The organism is Akkermansia massiliensis (assembly GCF_018847375.1).
Taxonomy (GTDB): Bacteria; Verrucomicrobiota; Verrucomicrobiia; order Verrucomicrobiales; family Akkermansiaceae; genus Akkermansia; species Akkermansia massiliensis.
The window spans coordinates 1,077,474-1,096,991 of record NZ_CP072036.1; the positions used below are offsets into that span (position 1 = coordinate 1,077,474).

At 59.2% G+C, this 19,518-nt stretch carries 17 protein-coding genes; 4 read left to right on the forward strand and 13 right to left on the reverse strand.

The window, feature by feature from the left end:
- The first annotated feature begins 60 nt into the window (after positions 1-60).
- Positions 61-936 carry a rhomboid family intramembrane serine protease gene (locus tag J5W70_RS04540; RefSeq protein WP_022396097.1) on the forward strand — a complete coding sequence of 292 codons (876 nt, stop codon included), beginning with the start codon at positions 61-63 and terminating at the stop codon, positions 934-936.
- A 73-nt stretch (positions 937-1,009) separates the two neighbouring features.
- Complete coding sequence (locus J5W70_RS04545) at positions 1,010-2,545, forward strand: YifB family Mg chelatase-like AAA ATPase (protein WP_022396098.1); 1,536 nt, start codon at positions 1,010-1,012, stop codon at positions 2,543-2,545.
- 110 nt (positions 2,546-2,655) lie between these two features.
- On the opposite strand, the gene J5W70_RS04550 is transcribed toward J5W70_RS04545, so the two are convergent.
- The 11 genes from J5W70_RS04550 to lysS form a co-directional block, all read right to left on the reverse strand.
- Complete coding sequence (locus tag J5W70_RS04550; RefSeq protein WP_180971121.1) at positions 2,656-3,312, reverse strand: PEP-CTERM sorting domain-containing protein; 657 nt, start codon at positions 3,310-3,312, stop codon at positions 2,656-2,658.
- A 497-nt stretch (positions 3,313-3,809) separates the two neighbouring features.
- Entirely contained in the window at positions 3,810-5,099 is a 1,290-nt protein-coding gene (locus J5W70_RS04555; protein ID WP_022396100.1) for an O-acetylhomoserine aminocarboxypropyltransferase/cysteine synthase family protein, read from the reverse strand.
- Between the two features lie 198 nt (positions 5,100-5,297).
- The gene (locus tag J5W70_RS04560) at positions 5,298-6,545 is read right to left on the reverse strand and encodes a radical SAM protein (RefSeq protein WP_022396101.1); all 1,248 of its coding nucleotides are present in this window, start codon (positions 6,543-6,545) and stop codon (positions 5,298-5,300) included.
- Positions 6,538-7,410 carry a radical SAM protein gene (locus J5W70_RS04565; protein ID WP_215841938.1) on the reverse strand — a complete coding sequence of 291 codons (873 nt, stop codon included), beginning with the start codon at positions 7,408-7,410 and terminating at the stop codon, positions 6,538-6,540. Before J5W70_RS04565 ends, J5W70_RS04560 begins: the two co-directional genes overlap by 8 nt.
- A 262-nt stretch (positions 7,411-7,672) precedes the next feature.
- Positions 7,673-8,491, reverse strand: coding sequence for a hypothetical protein (locus J5W70_RS04570; protein WP_022396103.1), 819 nt, complete (start codon positions 8,489-8,491; stop codon positions 7,673-7,675).
- Between the two features lie 147 nt (positions 8,492-8,638).
- Positions 8,639-9,073 (reverse strand): exosortase system-associated protein, TIGR04073 family, encoded by a 435-nt coding sequence (locus tag J5W70_RS04575; protein WP_022396104.1) that lies wholly within the window; start codon positions 9,071-9,073, stop codon positions 8,639-8,641.
- 57 nt (positions 9,074-9,130) lie between these two features.
- Positions 9,131-10,141, reverse strand: a complete 1,011-nt coding sequence (locus J5W70_RS04580) for an NAD(P)H-dependent glycerol-3-phosphate dehydrogenase (protein ID WP_022396105.1) — start codon at positions 10,139-10,141, stop codon at positions 9,131-9,133.
- Position 10,142: 1 nt separating this feature from the next.
- Positions 10,143-10,799 carry a glycerol-3-phosphate 1-O-acyltransferase PlsY gene (gene plsY / locus J5W70_RS04585; protein ID WP_022396106.1) on the reverse strand — a complete coding sequence of 219 codons (657 nt, stop codon included), beginning with the start codon at positions 10,797-10,799 and terminating at the stop codon, positions 10,143-10,145.
- 269 nt (positions 10,800-11,068) lie between these two features.
- Positions 11,069-11,458, reverse strand: a complete 390-nt coding sequence (locus tag J5W70_RS04590; RefSeq protein ID WP_215841939.1) for a hypothetical protein — start codon at positions 11,456-11,458, stop codon at positions 11,069-11,071.
- Positions 11,442-11,855 (reverse strand): PP2C family protein-serine/threonine phosphatase, encoded by a 414-nt coding sequence (locus tag J5W70_RS04595; RefSeq protein WP_215841940.1) that lies wholly within the window; start codon positions 11,853-11,855, stop codon positions 11,442-11,444. The genes J5W70_RS04590 and J5W70_RS04595 overlap by 17 nt, the downstream gene beginning before the upstream one ends.
- Positions 11,856-11,872: 17 nt before the next feature.
- The gene (lysS, locus tag J5W70_RS04600) at positions 11,873-13,354 is read right to left on the reverse strand and encodes a lysine--tRNA ligase (RefSeq protein WP_022396108.1); all 1,482 of its coding nucleotides are present in this window, start codon (positions 13,352-13,354) and stop codon (positions 11,873-11,875) included.
- A gap of 356 nt (positions 13,355-13,710) precedes the next feature.
- On the opposite strand from lysS, the gene nifJ reads away from it, so the two are divergent.
- On the forward strand, positions 13,711-17,289 hold the full coding sequence (gene nifJ / locus J5W70_RS04605) for a pyruvate:ferredoxin (flavodoxin) oxidoreductase (RefSeq protein WP_022396109.1): 3,579 nt from the start codon (positions 13,711-13,713) through the stop codon (positions 17,287-17,289).
- A 119-nt stretch (positions 17,290-17,408) separates the two neighbouring features.
- Here nifJ and J5W70_RS04610 read toward each other — a convergent pair whose 3' ends face one another.
- Positions 17,409-17,732, reverse strand: coding sequence for a hypothetical protein (locus J5W70_RS04610; protein WP_146021346.1), 324 nt, complete (start codon positions 17,730-17,732; stop codon positions 17,409-17,411).
- Positions 17,733-17,965: 233 nt separating this feature from the next.
- Between J5W70_RS04610 and J5W70_RS04615 the strand changes: the two genes are divergently transcribed.
- The gene (locus J5W70_RS04615; protein WP_146021347.1) at positions 17,966-18,205 is read left to right on the forward strand and encodes a hypothetical protein; all 240 of its coding nucleotides are present in this window, start codon (positions 17,966-17,968) and stop codon (positions 18,203-18,205) included.
- Between the two features lie 244 nt (positions 18,206-18,449).
- Here the strand turns inward: J5W70_RS04615 and J5W70_RS04620 are convergent, their stop codons facing one another.
- Positions 18,450-19,517, reverse strand: a complete 1,068-nt coding sequence (locus J5W70_RS04620) for a hypothetical protein (RefSeq protein WP_022396111.1) — start codon at positions 19,515-19,517, stop codon at positions 18,450-18,452.
- Between the last annotated feature and the right edge of the window lies 1 nt (position 19,518).

The following is a 19,518-nucleotide window of genomic DNA, read 5'->3' on the forward strand; positions in this document are numbered from 1 at the left end:
TGAACGGGACAGCTATTTTCCTTGTCAAAACGCCCTGAACACGATTACATGCGGCCTTATATGCGAGCGGAGAACGAGAACTGGGGAGATACGGTACGGGAGCATTTGTTTGACCAGCGCGGCGCCGTGATGGTGCACTGGCTGATCCTGCTCAATGTGGTCGTCTTTATCCTCGGGTTTTTCTTCCAGGTGGATATTCCACGGGATATTTACCCGCCGGGCCGTCTGGACCTGATCCAGCTTTACGGGGCCTACAGTGAATACACGTGCTTTCATGAAGGGGAATTGTGGCGATTGTTCACCTACCAGTTCCTGCACGCCAATCTGGGGCACATTATGTTCAACATGATCGCCCTGTGGTTTTTCGGGCCGGTCGTGGAGGAACGCTTCGGCCATCTGCGCTTCCTGCTGTATTATCTTTTCTGCGGCGTGGCGGCGGCCCTGTTTTCCTCCCTGCTGGGGTACATGGGGTTCTTTGATCCGGAATGGCGCTTCATTCCCATGGTGGGGGCCTCCGGCTCCATTTACGGCATCATGGCCGCGTGCGCGGTGCTTTTTCCGCGCGCCCGGGTGCAGCTTCTGTTCCCTCCGGTCAATTTGAGCGTGCGCCAGTTCGCCCTGGCCGTCCTCGGCATCGCCTGCGCCGTCATTATTTTCCAGTGGAACAACGCGGGCGGGGAAGCCGGACACCTGGGCGGCATGTTCGCCGGGTTCATCCTGACATTGCTGATCCTGTGGAAGGAAAAACTGTCCTCTCCCAGGCGGCGGGTCGTTTCTTCCTCCCACCATTCCACCTCGCACTCCGCACGCCGCCCCGCCGGTAACCATCCCTCCGAAGAGGAGGTGGATGAAATCATGGAAAAAATATCCCGCTCCGGCCTGTCCAGCCTGACGGAAGAGGAACGGGAAGTTCTCCGGCGCGCCTCCCGCCGTTGAATTATTTGTTAGATATTCCCCGTATTTTTGTTATTTTTCTTTCTTTTTTATTATTTCCTCCTAGCATGGAGGAATGATGACGCGGCTGTATTCCTCCACCGTTCTGGGCGTGGATGGCGTAGAAGTGGAGGTGGAAGTGGATTTTCGCCCCATGGCGGAAAAACGCACCTTTATCGTGGGGCTGCCTGATGCGGCCGTGAAGGAGAGCGGGCAGCGCGTGGATACGGCCATCCAGAACAGCGGGCTGCCCTTCCAGCAGGGCGTTTTCGTCGTCAATCTGGCTCCGGCGGATTTAAGGAAGCAGGGACCGGGGTTTGACCTCCCCATCGCCCTGGGAATGGTCGCCGGAGCGGCGGAAAGGGACATGGACGCTTCTTCCTGGTGCATCGTGGGGGAATTGGCCCTGGATGGCGCCGTACGCCCCGTGCAGGGCATCCTGCCGCAGATTATGGAGGCGCGGCGCATGGGCAGGAAGCGCATCATGCTGCCACGTGCTAACGCACACGAAGGAACGCCCGTGCAGGGCGTGGAGATTTACCCCGTGGCTTCTTTGAAGGAGGCGTGGGCACTCCTTACCTCCTCCGTTCTGCCCCCTCCCTTCACGGCTTCCGGAAGAGAGGACCGGGAGGCCGAAGACAAGGAGACTGCCGTTGACTTCGACGAGATCAAGGGGCAGCCCTATGCGCGCCGCGCCATGGAGATTGCGGCGGCAGGCGGCCATAACATCCTTCTCTGCGGTTCTCCGGGTTCGGGCAAGTCCATGCTGGCGCAGAGGCTCCCGACCATTCTCCCTCCGCTGAATCCGGAGGAAGCTCTGGAAACCAGTAAAATCCATTCCGTATGCGGACTGCTGAAACGGGGGAACGGCCTGGTGGCCCGGCGTCCGTTCCGGGCTCCGCACCATACCATTTCCGATGCCGGGCTGATGGGCGGAGGAGCGAATATCACGCCGGGGGAAGTGTCCCTGGCCCACAACGGCGTGCTCTTTCTGGACGAATTGCCGGAGTTCCGCCGCGCCGCGCTGGAAACTCTGCGGCAACCGCTGGAATCCGGCCAGGTGGTCATTTCCCGCGCTTCCGGCACCATGACGTTTCCGTGCCGCTTCATGCTGGCAGCCGCCATGAATCCGTGCCCCTGCGGCTATCTGGGCGACAGGAGAAGAACCTGCACCTGTCCCCCGGCGCAGGTCGCACGCTACCGCCGCAAGATTTCAGGACCGCTTCTGGACCGGTTCGACTTGCTGATGGAAGTTCCCGCCGTGGACCCCTCTATTCTGGCCTCCGCACCCGCCGGGGAATGTTCCGCCGGCATCAGGGAACGCGTGATGGCCGCCCGGCAGCTCCAGTGCAGCAGATATGCGGGCACTCCCTTCCGCAGCAATGCGGCACTTTCCGGAAAAGCGCTCCAGAGGCATTGCCGCCTGCTGCCGGAAAGCCGCGCCATCCTGCTCCGCGCCGTGGAAGAACTGGCCCTTTCCGCCAGAGCCTACGACCGCATTCTGAAGGTGGCCCGCACCATAGCGGATCTGGAGGGCAGCCCTGATATTCAGGATTCCCATTTGTATGAGGCCGTGCAGTACCGGGCCTTTGAACATTCTCTCCGGGAATGAACCATTCCGGAATGCCGCGTTACGCCATGCCAAAGCGTGCCTTTTCCGACCGGAAAAAGGAAAGGAGGCGTTTTTCAGGCCGCCTCCTTCCCGATTGAAAAGTTTACCGCTCACCGGTTCCGGGAACGCCGGAAGACGAGGGCTCCCAGGCCAAGCATTCCCAGAGATGCGGTAGCCGGTTCCGGAACGGTTTCATAGGATACCTGGATGTTGGCAAGCGTATAGGGGGAGGTGGCGCCGCCCGCGCCGCCGCGCACTCCGGCAACCAGCTTGTATCCTTCCCCCCACGCCAGGGGAGAATCCGCCATGTCCAGGGAAACGGTCGTCGTTCTTGAAGTGGAATCAAAGGTAAAGCTTTCCACGGTGGAAAGGTTCCGGACCAACGTTCCGGCGGAGTCGTAAATCGCCAGCACCATGGTGTAGCTCGTGATGACGGAGGTGGGCGTGTCACAGGAAAAGATGATGGAGGAAACAAGCTCTCCCTGCCGGGGGCCGCCCAGCACCATGGCAAAGGAGTCTCCGGCCACGCCGCTTCTGCCGCACAGGATGATGGAACCGACGTCATCATGGTTGACCCAGGTTCCCTCCCCATTCTGGGGCCAGTTGGCCAGGCTGTTGTTATTGCCTCCCGCATAGACGCCAAATTCACGGCCTTTTACTTTATCCAGCAGCTGGTTTCCCGTTTGCGGCGCCATGGTCGCGGTTTGCGACAGATTGGCTGATTCGGGCAGTTCGGCAATGATGGTAGCAGCATTTGCAGCCAGCACACTGGCGCAACTTATTAATACAGCACAATATCTATTTTTCATAAGTTACACACCATAATAAATTTATTATGGTGTGTCAATTTACATTTAAGAAGAAAAGTCTTTGAATTTTCCGCTTTTTCTGAAATCTGGCGCATCTTCTTGAGGTTGAATGGCCGAGCCGTTCCCCGTAATTCGCCGTTGCTGGATTTTTCTTTATAACCCTATTAAAATACCTGTTTTACGTGGAATTAAACTTTGGAATAAGGAGAACATGAAATGAAGTTATTTTTCTGCGGAGTTTCCGCAGGTTTTTACAGGAGCCGGGAGGCCCCTGCTCCCGGAAACGGTCTTTCCCCAGCGGGAGCATATGCCTCGCCCTCCCGTCTGCCGGCGCTCTTTTCCGGAAACGTTCAATACGCCGGGCCATCCCGGCTTTTTCACCCGTCACCCACGCAGAACAGCCGCTCCGCGGACATGCGCGGAACGGCTGTTCGCACGAGAAAGGAAAGACCGGTTTAACGGATGGCTTCCAGAGCCTGCTTGAGGTCCGCAATGATGTCTTCCACGGCTTCCGTTCCCACGGAGAACCGGATGAGGTCCGGCCGGACGCCCGCCTCCATGAGCTGCTCATCCGTCAACTGGCGGTGCGTATGGCTGGCGGGATGGAGGACGCAGGTGCGGGAATCCGCCACATGGGTAACGATGGCGGCCAGTTTCAGGCTGTCCATGAACTTGATGGCGCGTTCACGGCCGCCCTTGATGCCGAAGGTCACTACGCCGCAGGATTGCCCGTTGCGGAATTGCTTCTGCGCCAGGTCATGGTATTTGTTGGACGGCAGGCCCGGATAGTTGATCCAGGCCACATCCTCCTGCCCTTGCAGGAATTCCGCCACCTTTTGCGCGTTTTCACAGTGCCGCGGCACGCGCAGGTGGAGGGTTTCCAGGCCCAGGTTGAGCAGGAAGGCATTCTGCGGGGATTGAATGGAACCCAGGTCGCGCATGAGCTGGACGGTCGCCTTGGTGATGTAGGCGCCCTTGCCGAAGCTCTTGCTGTAAGAAAGCCCGTGATAGGAAGGGTCCGGCTCCGTCAGGCCCGGGAATTTGTCCCTGTGGGCTTCCCAGTCAAAGTTGCCGCTGTCCACGATCACGCCGCCCACCGCCGCGGCATGGCCGTCCATGTACTTGGTGGTGGAGTGGGTGACGATATCCGCCCCCCATTCAAAGGGGCGGCAGTTGATGGGGGTGGCGAAGGTGTTGTCCACGATCAGGGGGACGCCGTGCGCATGGGCGATGTCCGCCATTTTGCGGATGTCCAGCACGCAAAGCGTGGGGTTGGAGATGGTTTCCGCAAAGAGGGCCTTCGTATTGGGACGGAAGGCTTTGGCGATTTCCTCCGCCGGGGCGTCCTGGTCCACAAAGGTGACCTCAATGCCCATTTTCCGGAACGTGACGGCAAAAAGGTTGTACGTGCCTCCGTAAATGGACGCGGTGCTGACGATGTGGTCCCCCGCCTCGCAGATGTTGAAGACGGCAAAGAAGGAGGCCGCCTGCCCGGAAGAGGTCAGAATGGCGGCCACGCCGCCTTCCAGTTCGGCGATTTTTCTGGCAACCGCCTCATTGGTGGGGTTCTGGAGGCGCGTATAGAAGAATCCGGCTTCCTCCAGATCGAACAGTTTGGCCATTTGTTCGCTGGTTTCATACTTGAACGTGGTGCTCTGGTAAATGGGCAATACGCGGGGTTCACCCTTTCTGGGGGTCCAACCCGCCTGCACGCACAGGGTTTCCGGTCTCAATTCCTGACTCATGATGCAGGGATGCTATGCCATGCCGCCTCCCTTGTAAAGCAGGGAAAGGAGGCATTTCCAGCCGCTCCCTGCCTCCCCGCCTTCGCGGTTACAATCAGCCGCGTTCAAGTGCCGGGAGGCTCTTGTTCCCAAAGACGGCCTGAGAAATATGCCACCGTATTTGGAGCTTCTTCCGGAGAAGGGAACAGCCTGCGGATTTTACCTGATTTCCGGCAGAGGGGTGGAAATTTCCTCTTCCGTCAGGTAGCAGCCGGGGTCGGACCCGTACCAGTGCCCGTTGGCAAACGCGGCGCGCGTGCGGAAGCCACCGCCGCACAGGGCAAAGTGCACGCAGCGGCCGCAGCGGCCTTCAATTTTTTTCTGCCGTTCCAGGGGATTGTCGGACCCGCGCAACTCAGGCAGCATCTCCGCCGCGGCCCCCGCCTTGGCGTCCCACAGATCGGAAAACAGGTTGTTCTTCACATTGCCCAGCGTGACGGATTGCCAGAATTGGTCCGGGTGCACCACGCCCTGCGTGTCAATGTTGGCGATGCCGCGGCCGGAGCTGTTCGCCCCGCCGCCGTTCCATTGAAGAAGGTTCAGGGTTTCCTTCGCCAGCGGGGAGCCTTCCCGGAGCTGGCGCAGCAGCAGGTAAATGCCGTCCGCTGGCTGGGTGACGGTCAGCACTTCACGGTTTTTGCCTTCCGCCTTCCATTCCTCCACGCGGGCAATCAGCGTATCCATGGCGTTCCGCGCTTCCTCCTGCGTCAACGTCTGCACTTCCACGCCGCGGCCCGTGGGGACCAGATGGTAGAAGCAGACGCGCTGGATGTCATTGGCGTCAATGAAGTCCAGAATCTCTTCCATGCACTGAACGTTGTTACGAGTCAGCGTCAGGCGCAGGCCCGTCTTCTGCCCCACTTCACTGCAGAGCTTGAAACCGCGCACCGCCTGTTCAAAGGAGCCTTCCACTCCGCGGAACTTGTCATGCACGGCGCCGATGCCGTCCAGGGAAATGCCCACGTACGCCACGCCCAGTTCCTTGAACCGCGCGGCGGCCTCCGGCGTAATGCGGGTGCCGTTCGTGGAGATGGTCACCTTCAGCCCCTTCCCGGTGGCGCGTTCCAGCAGCTCCATGAAGCGCGGATGCACCAGCGGCTCCCCGCCGGAAAACAGCAGGGCGTTTACCTTGTAGTCCGCCAGATCGTCAATGACCGCGCAGCACTGGTCCCAGTCCAGCTCCCCTTCAAATTTCCGGGCGGAGGCATCCGCGTAGCAGTGCACGCACTTGAGGTTGCAGGTGCGCGTGATGTTCCAGACCACAATGGGCTTGCGGACGCGGGACGAAGCCGGGGCGCAGGATTCCACGGCGCCTCCCGCAGAGCGGCCGTGCCCGTGGCCCTGCCCGTATCTTAAATGGTCCGCGGGCTGTTCCGCCCCTGTCCAAAGTCTGGTAATATTAATCATGGTGTTGTGAAAGCCTGGGCTGGTAGGGGCAGAGGTTGTCTTCCGCCATCATGTCTCCGTAAACGGCATAGGCGCGGGAACGGGAGCCGCCGCATACGGTGCGGTACTCGCACCGGCCGCATTTGCCTTCCAGAGCATTGTCGTCCCGGAGTTTGAGGAAAAGGGGGTGCGTGCGGTAAATTTCCCCCGGATCATCCGTTCGCACGTTTCCCGCCGCAATGGGCAGGAAGCCGGAAGGCTGGATTTCCCCGGTATGGGAGATGAACATGATTCCCTTGCCGTCCCGGGTGGGAACGGCGCGGCGCGCGGGCTTGCTCCCCTGCGCGCGGGCTTCCTGAAGCGCCACGCGGCGGTAATGGTGCCCTTCCGTGGTCTTGACGCCGAAGGGGACTTCACGGCTTACCTTGCTGAGTTTTTCCCAGACGGCCTCCACTTCTTCCGCCGTGGGCATTTCATCCATGGCGGCCCGGCCCGTAGGCACCAGCAGGAACACGCTCCACATGCCCGGCTCCATCTTCTTCATCAGCTCCACAAAGTCGTCAAACTCGCCCAGGGTGCTTTTGGTGATGGTGGTGTTGATTTGCAGGTGCATGCCCGCTTCCTTCGCCATTTCCGCCGCGCGCAGGGTCCGCTCATACGTGTGGGGAACGCCGCGGAAGGCGTCATGGGTGGCCTCATGCGCACCGTCCAGGCTCAGGGACATGCTTTGAACTCCGGCCTCCTTCAAGGCATGAAAGTCCGCATGCAGCAGCCGGGCTGTAGCGGCGGGGCTTAACGCCACGTGCAGCCCCTTGCCGGCGGCCGCGCGGATCAATTCCAGAATGTCCGGCCTCATGACGGGGTCTCCGCCCGTCAGCACCAGCATGGGGGGGCCGCAGCTCCGCCAGCTGGTCAATCAGGCGCAGGGCTTCCTCATGGGTCAGTTCATCAGGATGGGGCCGCGGCTGGGCTACGGCGCGGCAATGCTTGCACGCCAGCGCGCAGGCGCGCGTCACTTCCCAGAAAACCAGGAAGGGGCGTTCATTGAGATCTGTTTCACTAAAAATCGGTCGCATTCCTCAGGACAGCCACTTTAGAACAATTATAATTTTTGACCAGTCCAAAAGAGGGGCATTCCCCCAAAAAGTTCACTTGGCCGCCTCTTCACGGATTTTCTGAACTTCCTTGGGCAGTTCGGAAAGGGAATTCAGGGCCTCCTTCAAATTCCTGGAGGCATCCGGAGAGAGCATGATGGCCGTCACATGCTTGACGATGGGCTGCATCATTTCCACAAGCTGCTGCTGCACTCCCGTCAGCTTGGCCTGCTGGTTGCGGGTGAGGGGCGGCAGGGCGGCCTGTTTCTTGGCGATGTCCAGCAGGGCGGCCCGGTAATGCCCTATCTGGTCCACAGCGGCCTTGCTGGTTTCCTCATCCTTCACCCTGGACAGGGATTCATCCAGGTTTTTGACTTCATCCACGGTTTTTGCCAGCAGGGTTTCATGCGTGTTGCCCTCCGCATCCTTCGGGAACGGCTCCGCCTGCGCGGCCTTGTCCTGGGAAGCCTGCGCCAGTTCCGTCTGCACGGACTGCAAATCCATCAGGGCCTTCTGCAAATCGGGCGTGAGCAGACCTTCCTTTTTCAAGCGCGCAAGGGATTTCACCAATTCACCGGAAATTTTCTGCACTTCCGTCATCTGGGCGGAAATCTGCGCCTGCTCCTGCGGCGTGGCGCCGGGAAGTTCAAGCTGCCTTTTTCCGAGGTCCACCAGCTTTTCACGCACCTTTTTGACCGTTTTCACGGCGTCCGCCGCTCCGGGCTCGTCCGTCACCTTGTCCAGCGCCGCCGTGATTTCATGCATGCTGGCAACGCTCTCCTTGGTCAGGGAAAGATGGGTGTCCTGGGCAAATGCGGGGGCCGTCATGCAGACGGCAGCGCCCAGGCCGATGAAAGCAACTGTTTTATTCATGATGGGAAAGCCTTTCCGGTACGGAAGAATACGTTTTCCCCCTTTTCCCGTCAATGGCGGCTATTGTCAAGACCACTCAACCGCACCATAATAAAAAGGGCTGTCTGCTTCATTACAGACAGCCCTTTTGAAATTTTTAACAGTGACTTAGTCGCGCTGCTGGCGGGAGTACTTGTAGTAGCTCTGGAAGCTGAGTTCCGCAGGGAATTCGCTCAGGCCGCCGTTGGGATTGTATTCCTTAAGGCCGCTCATGCCGCAACGTCCCTGATAGGGGGGCTTGTACGTGCACTTGTAGGTGGGAGCCCAGAACGTGACAAGTTCATAGATGCCGTAGCCCATGCGTTCAAGCATGGTGGTGGTGCCATCAACAATGCCCACGGAAAAACCGGCATAGTCACCTTCGCGGCTCGTCCAGTTGATGATTCCCAGGGGAATTTCTTCAACGGAGTAAATGATGTTGGCGATGGCGCGGCCCAGCTTGCGGGTGGGGGTGTATTCGGAAGCGGGTGGAGCCTGAATGTCCGCACTGGCGACACCGATGGCGCCGGCGGCAAAAAGAGCTGAGATGATGGCACGTTTCATACTGATTGTTTATATAGTATAATTTGTCGAGGGAAAGCAACTCAAAAAAACAAAAAATCAATCTAATTCCGGACGGGGGTCCCGCGTCATGAGTTCCACAAGCGCTTCCATGGGCGGCTTGGATTCATAAAGAACGGAATAGACGGCGTCAATCAGCGGCGTCCTCACTCCCAGCTTCCGCGCAATTTCATAGACGGAGAGCGTGTTGGGCACCCCTTCCGCCACCATGCCCAGGACGTCCAGAATTTCCTGGAGGCTTTTTCCTTCCGCCAGCCTCCGCCCCACCGTCTGGTTGCGGGAGTGGCGGGAATAGCAGGTGACGATGAGATCGCCCACGCCGGAAAGGCCCATGAAGGTTTCCCTGCGGCCTCCGCTGGCTACGCCGATGCGCGTCATTTCCGCCAGGCCGCGGGTCAGCAGGGCGGCCTGGGCGTTATCTCCCAGGTTCAGCCCCTCGCACAGTCCGGCCCCGATGGCAAAGACGTTCTTGATGGTTCCCCCCAGCTGCATGCCGATGATGTCCGTAGCGGAATAAACGCGGAAGGTCTTGGAGGCGAATATCTGCTGCACCCAGTCCGCATATTTCGGATCCTCAAACCCGATCAGGGAGGCGGACGGGAGGCCCAGGCAGATGTCTTCCGCATGGTTGGGGCCGGAGAGCACGCCTATGGGATTGGAGGGCAGATATTCCTGAAGGATTTCCGTCATTCTTTTATGGGAGCCCTGTTCAATGCCCTTGGTGCAGGAGACGATGACGGCGTCCGGCCTCACCGGCAGGTCACGCAGCCGCTGCGCTACGGAACGCATGGCTACGGAAGGCACCACCACCACGATGAGCTCCGCGTCCTTCACCTGGTCCAGGTCGCAAGTGGGATGGATGTTGGGGGCCAGGGGCGCGGCGGTTTCCGACAGGACCGGGCTGCGCCTGGTTTCAGCAAGCTGCCGGGCCTGCGCTTCTTCCGGCGTCCACAGGACGACTTCACATTCCCGGGTCGCCAGGACCATGGAGAGGGCCGTACCCCAGGAACCGGCGCCGATGACTGCTATTTTATGTAACCGATTCATCATCTTACTTGGACTTTTTGGAATAGAAGGAGTGTTCCGTTCCGTTGAGGAGCCTCACGATGTTGGAACGGTGCTTGAGAATGACCAGAGCCCCCACCACCGTGAAAAAGGCAATGTAAAGTATCTGGGGAGAAACGGCCCCGCCCTGGCAAAGCGGGTAGAACCACCATCCGGCGGCGATCATCGCCACGGCAGCCACCAGGCTGGACAGCGACACGATGCCGGAGATTCCCATGAATACCAGCCACGCACCCAGGGCCACGCAGGCCACCACCGGATTGAGGGCAAACAAGACGCCCGCAGTCGTCGCCACGCCCTTTCCGCCCCTGAACCCAAGGAAACAGGTATAGGTATGGCCGAGCACCACGGCGAAACAGACGAGGACGACTACGGCGTTGAAGTCCCAGCCGCCCGCATCCCCCGTCAGGAACGGCAGCCAGTTCAGGGCGCCGAACACGGGCACGAACCCCTTTAAAAAATCCAGCGCAAAAACGGAGAGGCCCCACTTCCAGCCCAGCACGCGCCATGCATTGGTAGCGCCTATGTTGCAGGAACCCTCCCGCCTCAGGTCAAGGCCCCTGATCCTGCCGGCAAGGTAGCCGAACGGAACCGCTCCAACCAGGTAGGAGGCTGCAATATAGAGAACTATCCAGGCAATCATGTCGTGCGGAGGGTATTCTACCCCCCCGCCCGTCAAATGACAATGGGGAAATCGTCTCCGGGACGCTTCTTTCCGGCGGCCTGCTCCCGCGGAACAGCGGAACGTTCAACGGCCTTCCCCGGCACCGGATTTCCAGAAGGCTTCCTGCACCGCCCCCGTCCGGAGGAAAGGCCCTCTTTTAAAAAGCGACGCAGTAAAAACGGCACAGGCTCGCCCCGCGCTCGTGGGGAAGATGCCCCCGGTCTTATTTTTCCTTTTCCGGAACGGGTTTATTTACCGTCCGTGCAGGGTTTCCGCATCACGGCGGCCCAGACGGAGGCATTGTCCTGCTGCGGTTCCAGCATGTCCTTCACCTGCTCCATGATGGTTCCCACCAGCTCCCGGCTGGAACAGTCCCTGGCCTTTTGGAGAGCCAGGAAAGAAGGCTCCCTCAGCAGTTCGCTCCAGACCTGCAAGCCGTCCGAGCAGGCCAGCACCGCATCCCCCGGATGCAGAAGCAGGGGCATGGCGCTGATGTCCACCAGTTCCATGGCCCCCCCCATGACGGCGGACCGCAGAACGCAGCGCTGGCGCAGAGCGCCCTGGAGGGACATTTCCCCCTTCCGGTAGAGGCAATCCGCAATGGGCCTCATGGAGTGGTCTTCATTCAGGCGGTCCATGCGGAAGCTGTCCGCTCCGCTCCATAAGTACAGGGGGGGAATCCCCCACGCTGATCCACCACAGGGAGTGGCCGCGGATGAAGACGGCCAGCAGCGTGGTTCCGGATTCCTCCGGCTCCTTCTGGATGGCGGCCAGCGCCCGGTTGGCGGCATGCAGCGCTTCCGTCAGACGCTCCGGAATATCCTCCACGCCGCTTTCCGCAAATACTGCGGCAAATTCCTGCGCCACCACGCAGGAGGCGCAGTCTCCGCGGAGATGGCCCCCCATGCCGTCGCACACGATGCCCAGCATCCCGCCGGCGGCGGGAAGGCTTTTAACCACGTCTTCCTGCTCACGGCGTTTGCCGATCCATTGGGCGGAAGCGCAGTCCAGGGTATCCGGGGTGGGGGGGGCCATGCGGCTGGGGGGCTGAATTAACTGTCCTTCCGTTTCAGTTGCGGGAAGAGCAGGACGTCGCGGATGGAAGAGGCGCCCGTCAGCATCATGATGACGCGGTCAATGCCGATGCCGATGCCGCCTGCGGAGGGCATGCCGTATTCCAGCGTTTCAATGAAGTCGTAGTCCACGCGCTGGGTTTCCCCGGCGGCCTGGTGTTCCAGGCGCTCTTTCTGCACGTCCGGATCGTTCAGCTCCGAGTAACCGGGGGAAATTTCCTGCCCGTTGATTACCAGTTCATACACGTCCACCACGTCCGGGTTTTCTTTGTTCAGCTTGGCGAGGGGAACCAGGTCCTTGGCCACATGGGTGACGAAGCAGGGATTCATGGTTTTTTCCTCCACCAGCTTTTCATAAACCTGCTGGGAAACGTCCACATCCTTCATGTCCGGGCTGATTTCCACATCCAGCTCCTCACAGCGGGCGCGGCGCGCCTCGGGAGAAATGTCAAACCAGTCCTGCCCGGCCACGGCGCGGATCAGGTCCTGGTAGTCGGCGCGCTTCCAGGGGCGGCTGAGGTCGATCGTGTAAAGCACGTTGCCTTCTGCATCCTTGTGGTCTATCTGGAGGCCTCCGCAGAATTTTTCCGCCAGGTGGCAGATGAGTTCTTCCACCATGTTCGCCATGGTTTCAAAATCCCCGCAGGCGCAGTAGGCTTCCAGCATCGTGAATTCCGGATTGTGGCGGCGGTCGATGCCTTCATTACGGAAGCTGCGGTTGAGTTCAAAAATCTTGGTGAAGCCGCCTACCATCAGTCGCTTGAGGAAGAGTTCCGGAGCAATGCGCAGCGTCAGCGGCATGTCCAGCGCGTTATGGTACGTTTCAAACGGCTTGGCGGCGGCGCCTCCGGCCACGTCCTGAAGCATGGGGGTTTCCACTTCCAGATAGCCGCGTTCCTGGAGAAAGCGGCGGATTTCCGCAATCATGAGGGAGCGCGTGACGAACAGGGACGCGCTTTCCTCATTGGAAATGAGGTCCAGATGGCGCTTGCGGTAGGTGACCTCCTTGTCCGCCAGGCCATGCCATTTGTCCGGCAGGGGACGGAGGCTCTTGGAAAGAATGGTCAGGCCGGAGACCTTCACGGTGGGTTCTCCGGTACGGGTCAGGAAGGTGGTTCCTTCCATGCCGATCCAGTCTCCGCGGTCCAGGAGCTTCCACAGCTTCCAGGTGGTTTCATCCACTTCATTCCTGTGCAGGAACCCCTGGATTTTGCCACGTACATCTCCAATGACGAAAAACTGGGATTTGCCCATGTCGCGAATAGCCAGCAGGCGGCCGGCCACGGCTACCTGTTTGTCTTCCTGGAAATCGGCTTTCAATCCGGCGGGGGTGGTGGTCACGTCAAATCTTGCGCCGTAGGGATCAATCCCCAGCTCGCGGATTTTGGCGAGCTTGTCGCGGCGCACGGCAATAAGTTCGGATTCCGTCGTATTCGGATGTGCCTGCTGTTGTTCGGACATAGTGCGGGGATTTTAAAGGCTTGCCTCCGTTTTGGCTAGTGCATTGTCAGGCAGGGGGCATTTTTGGCGGCCTGTCCGGAACCGGGGACCTTTTTGCCCTCCTTTCCGGAGTCCAAGCGCCGGGGGACGCACCCGCGGGGGTGGATGCCCGTCCGCAGCCTCTGTAAAAAGGAGCGGGAGAACCACGCAAGGCACGATATTCAAAGGAATTGAAAAGAAACTGGTCTTATTATTAAAAAATAGCCGTCAAAACCCCACATACGCATAATTGCTTTTACCTTCGGCGTCAGACATGTTATAAATAACTCCGTTAAGGCGCACCTTATTTATCAATTATATACTATCCGTGCAGACTTATGAGTGATCAGACAACCGTAACTTACAGCACGATTGACGCTAACGAAGCCGTAGCCTCCGTAGCCTATCGTTTTTCTGAAGTCATTGCCATTTACCCCATTACACCGTCCTCTCCGATGGGTGAATCAGCCGAAAGCTGGGCCGCTGTCAACCGGAAGAACCTGTGGGGCACCGTTCCCTCCGTGGTGGAAATGCAGAGTGAAGGCGGCGCGGCAGGCACCGTTCACGGCGCCCTCCAGACCGGAGCCATGGCAACTACCTTCACCGCATCCCAGGGCCTCCTGCTGATGATCCCGAACATGTTCAAGATCGCAGGGGAACTGACTCCGGCCGTGTTCCATGTGGCCGCCCGTTCCCTGGCCTACCAGGGCCTCTCCATTTTCGGCGACCACAGCGACGTGATGAGCGCCCGCTCCTGCGGCTGGGCCATGCTGTGCGGCTCCTCCACGCAGGAAGCCGCGGACTTTGCCGCCATTTCCCACGCCGCCACGCTGGAATCCCGCGTTCCGTTCATGAACTTCTTTGACGGCTTCCGCACGTCCCATGAAATCGGCAAGATTGCAGATATCACGGACGATACGCTCAACGGCATGATCAAGCAGGAATGGGCGGACTCCTTCCGCGAACGCGCCCTGACGCCTGACGCTCCCGTGCTGCGCGGCACCGCCCAGAACCCGGACGTTTACTTCCAGGGCCGTGAAACGGTCAACCAGTTCTATGAAGCCACCCCCGCCATCGTGCAGAAGGCCATGGACAGGTTTGCGGACCTCACGGGCCGTTCCTACCATCTGGTGGACTACTCCGGCGCCCCGGACGCTGAACGCGTGATCATCCTGATGGGTTCCGGCGCGGAAGCTGTGGAAGAAACGGTGGAAGCCATGATCGCCCGTGAAAACGCCAAGGTGGGCGTGCTCAAGGTGCGCCTGTTCCGCCCCTTCCCCGCCGCGGAACTGATCAAGGCGCTCCCCGCCACGGTCAGGAAGATCGCCGTGCTGGACCGCACCAAGGAACCCGGCTCCCAGGGCGAACCGCTCCACCAGGACGTCATCCAGGCCCTCTTTGACGCCCAAGGCTCCGGCACGCTCCCCTTCACCAACGGCATGCCCAAGGTGGTAGGCGGCCGCTACGGCCTCTCCTCCAAGGAATTCACTCCCGCCATGGTCAAGGGCGTCTATGACAGCCTGGAACAGGACGCTCCCAAGAACCACTTCACCATCGGCATCAACGACGACGTGCTGGGCACCAGCCTTCCGTATGATGAAGATTACTCCACGGAAGCGGACGACGTGACGCGCGCCATGTTCTTCGGCCTCGGTTCCGACGGCACCGTGGGCGCCAACAAGGACGCCATCAAGATCATCGGCCAGCACACGGACCTGTACGTTCAGGGCTACTTCGTGTACGACTCCAAGAAGGCCGGTTCCTCCACCATCTCCCACCTGCGCTTCGGCCCGCGCCCGATCAAGTCCACGTACCTGATCACCAAGGCGAACTTCCTGGCGCTGCACCAGCCCACGCTGCTGAACCTGTTTGACTTCCTGAAGAACGCCGCCAACGGCGCCACCTTCCTGATGAACAGCCCGCACCCCGCGGACAAGCTGTGGGACACGCTGCCCGCCCGCATGCAGCAGCAGATTCTGGACAAGAACCTCAAGCTTTACACGATTGACGCCTTCTCCGTGGCCCGGAAAACGGGCATGGGCGGCCGCATCAACATGATCATGCAGACCTGCTTCTTCAAGCTGGCCGGCGTGATTCCCGCTGATGAAGCCATCGGCTACATCAAGAAAGCCATCGCCAAGACCTACGCCAAGAAGGGCCAGGAAGTGGTGGACAAGAACATCGCCGCCGTGGACGCCACGCTGGAAAACCTCCACCAGGTGGACACCACCGGCAAGACCATCACCGGCCATGCCATTCCGCCCGTCATGTCCGCTGACGCTCCGGACTACGTCCAGAACGTCCTCGGCAAGATGATGTGCGGCGAAGGGGACAGCATCCCCGTCAGCCAGATGCCCGTGGACGGCACGTTCCCGAACGGCACTTCCCAGTACGAAAAGCGCAACCTGGCCCTGGACCTCCCGGAATGGGATCCCGCCCTCTGCATCCAGTGCGGCAAGTGCACGGCCGTTTGCCCGCACGCCGCCATCCGCAGCAAGTTCTTCTCTCCGGACGCCCTCTCCGGCGCGCCGGAAGGCTTTGAATGCCTGGATGCCAAGCATCCGGACTGGAAGGGTGAAAAATTCGTCATCCAGGTCTCCCCGAACGACTGCACGGGCTGCACGCTCTGCTCCGACGTCTGCCCGGCCAAGAGCAAGACGGACCCCACCCACAAGGCCCTGACCATGGTGCCCACCCTGAAGATTCACGACAAGGAGGAAGCCAACTGGGACTTCTTCATGAGCCTTCCGGACGTGGACCGCACCAAGGTAAGGACGGACAACATCCGCTCCATGCAGGTGCTGCGCCCGCTGTTTGAATTCTCCGGCGCCTGCGCCGGCTGCGGTGAAACCCCGTACGTGAAAATGCTCTCCCAGCTCTTCGGCAACCGCCTAGTGGTCGCCAACGCTACGGGCTGCTCCTCCATCTACGGCGGCAACCTGCCCACCACCCCGTGGTCCCATGACTCCGAAGGGCGCGGACCGGCCTGGTCCAACTCCCTGTTTGAAGACAACGCCGAATTCGGCCTTGGCTTCCGCGTCTCCCTGGACAAGCAGATGGAACACGCCATTGAGCTCCTCCATGAAGCCGCCGGCATCGTGGGCCAGGAACTGGTGGACCAGATCCTGACCAACCCGCAGAAGGATGAGGCGGACATCGCGCAGCAGCGTGAAAACGTCGCCGAACTCAAGAAGAGAATCACCGGCAAGCCGGAATGCGCACGCCTCCTGACCATGGCGGACAAACTCGTCCGCAAGAGCGTCTGGATCCTCGGCGGCGACGGCTGGGCCTACGACATCGGCTACGGCGGCCTGGACCACATCCTGGCCAGCGGCAGGAACGTGAAGGTGCTGGTCATGGATACGGAAGTGTACTCCAACACCGGCGGCCAGTGCTCCAAGTCCACCCCGCGCGCTGCCGTGGCCAAGTTCGCCACGACCGGCAAGCCCGGCGTGAAAAAGGACCTGGGCCTCATGGCCATGACCTACGGGAACGTGTACGTGGCTTCCGTCGCCCTCGGCGCGAAGGACGAACATACGCTGAAAGCCTTTGTGGAAGCGGAAGCCTATGACGGCCCCGCCATCATCATCGCCTACTCCCACTGCATCTCTCACGGCATCAACATGGCCAAGGGCCTGCAGCAGCAGAAGGCATGGGTGGATTCCGGCCGCATCCTGCTCTACCGCTACAATCCGGACCTGGCCCTCCAGGGCAAGAATCCGCTGATCGTGGAAGGCAAGGGACCGAAGGGCGACCTTCGCGACGTGCTTCTCAGCGAAAACCGCTTCAAGCTTCTGGCGAAGACCAACAAGGAAGGATTTGAAAAACTCCTTGAAGAAGCCCAGAAGGACGTCTGGCACCGCTGGAACCTGTACCAGAGCATTGCCAACATGGGCGCCGACAAGTCCGCGGAATAAAGCGTACAGCCGCTGAATTTCAACGCCCCTGCACGGTTCGTCCGGCAGGGGCGTTTTTATTCATTCAACAGGAGAGAGCTCTTTTCTGCGCGCCGGATACGGGCGCCTTCCGCGCAGGTTCACAGAACCCTTTTCTTCCACAGCTTCAGTCCCACGGCATGTCCGGCCACAAGACCCGCGCAGGCCGCCAGGCATCCGAGCGCGTCCGTCCACAGCCACCCGTTCTTCCAGTCCCGGAACAGCAGCAGGTGCACCGCCTGCCCCGCGGTGACAGCCGCGAGAAACCACGCCAGAAAGTAGCCGCAGCTCCATGCGCCACGGAACAGCAGAAACCTTTTCAGGGAAGGTCTTTCACATCTGCGGCCTTTCCACGGATTCCCGCACTGGATGAAAATCATCACCAGCTGGAAACAGAAGCACCCCGCAAACAGCAGGGAATCCATGATCAAATACCCCTTCGCGGAAAAGCAATGAGCAGCGTCCGGCTCCACCCCTGGAACGATGGATGACAGCAGAAACAACGCAAGCAAAACAATATTTCCGTACATGGGACTTGTCTGAATGCATCAAGCATAGGTGCAGCCTTTCCTCCCCGCAAGAAATAAACCAATCCCGGCATGCTATCCGCCGGGAAGAAAAACGGTCCCAGGCATCTCCTTCCCCAGGCGCGGCCCGCGTGAAGGCAGACCGCGCCTGGGGAAAAACCGGAAGAACGCTCCCGGAGCAGGAATACTGCTCAGGACTCCTGGAAATGGTGCATGCCGGAGGAAGAACATACCATTCCGGAAGCCGTATCCGGGAAGTGCACCACATCGGGCATGAAGCGGGTACCGACATCCGGAGAGAGCGCATCCCCTTCTTCAGATTCTTTTCACCCTCCGGAGTACGCACGGCGGCATGGTCCCTGATGATGTAAAATACTTCTTCACTTACTTCATGATAACGGTGGCCGCAGGCAAACTGCACCGGTTGCACTGCCACGAACCCGGGCGCGCATTTGCGCTTCATGGAAGAAAATGGCCTGCTTACGTGGAAAGTGCATGCGGAAGTACCTCTTAACTCTGTGCGCGGAATGTACCCATTCTGGCCCCATGTCCCCGCTGGGGAAAGCCTATCAGCAAATGAACACGCCAAGCCCGCAGATCAAGGACATTTCTGTTTTACGGTTCTTCCCCGCCCATGGGACTGCCCGGCGGCGTTTTATCATCTTTCAATGCGGTTTCAGCCGGAGATTGGAATAAGGGACAATTTTTTACCCCTTGGGGATTCTTCACGTTAAGAAACGCATCCATAGCCTGCACGGCTTCTTTCTGATTCCATTTCCGGGATTGCTCAAGGGCAGGACCGGAAATTTTCCTCCATTCTTTTTCCGCCTCTTTTAAAGAAACCGCCTTAAAACATTTCCACTGGGGAGCATCCTGTGTAAGAAGTTCAAAGAGGGACACAACCCAAACCGTTTCAGAGGGCATGTCCTCTGCCAATTTTTCCTGTTCAGGTGATGCAGGCGATTTTGTCTTTTCTTTTACTATTGTTTCAAACGGATCTTCACCCTCGGTTTCCTGGGAAAGAGGCACCCGGCGGCTGCCTGGGGAAAGGGAGCATGTTTTCTTAATGACGCCCGTATTTACATAAACGCTTTCCGTCTGCTCCATGCCGCTTTTCCAGCGGGTTCCATCTTTGGGATTGGTCTCTTCACAGCCGCTCCATTCCAATACCCTGCCATACTGTCCCGTCAGTTCCCATTGCTTCCATCCATAGGTAAAGCGATACCTGTTAACATACCTGTCAGGACAAAAATAATAAGCTTCTTCACCACGAAAAACACTGCCGATTTTCTTCCCGTGCAGGCAAAAGGAAGGAACCGTATAAAGATAAGAGTTATCCGCATTGCAGATAAACCTTACATGTTCATCCTGCGGGGGAGGAGTTCCAGCTATTTCAGGGTTCCGGTACAGGAAAATTCTTTCTTTTCCATGGTCTCCCACAAGATCAATTTCCTGCATAAAAACAAGGCCGCCGTTGGGGCCGTCTGAATTCTTTAATGCAGGATTCCAGCCCGTCCATGATTCAATAAGATCGCCCTGTCCGGAAACCTGTTTGCGAATATTCCACTGGAGAAAAGAAGGAAGCTGGGAAAAATGAAGGGAAAAAACAGGCGGCTGCTCTGCCGCCTTTAACAAGGCGGCAGAGCAGCATAAAAAGCATAATCCTGTGATTAAAGCATTCATT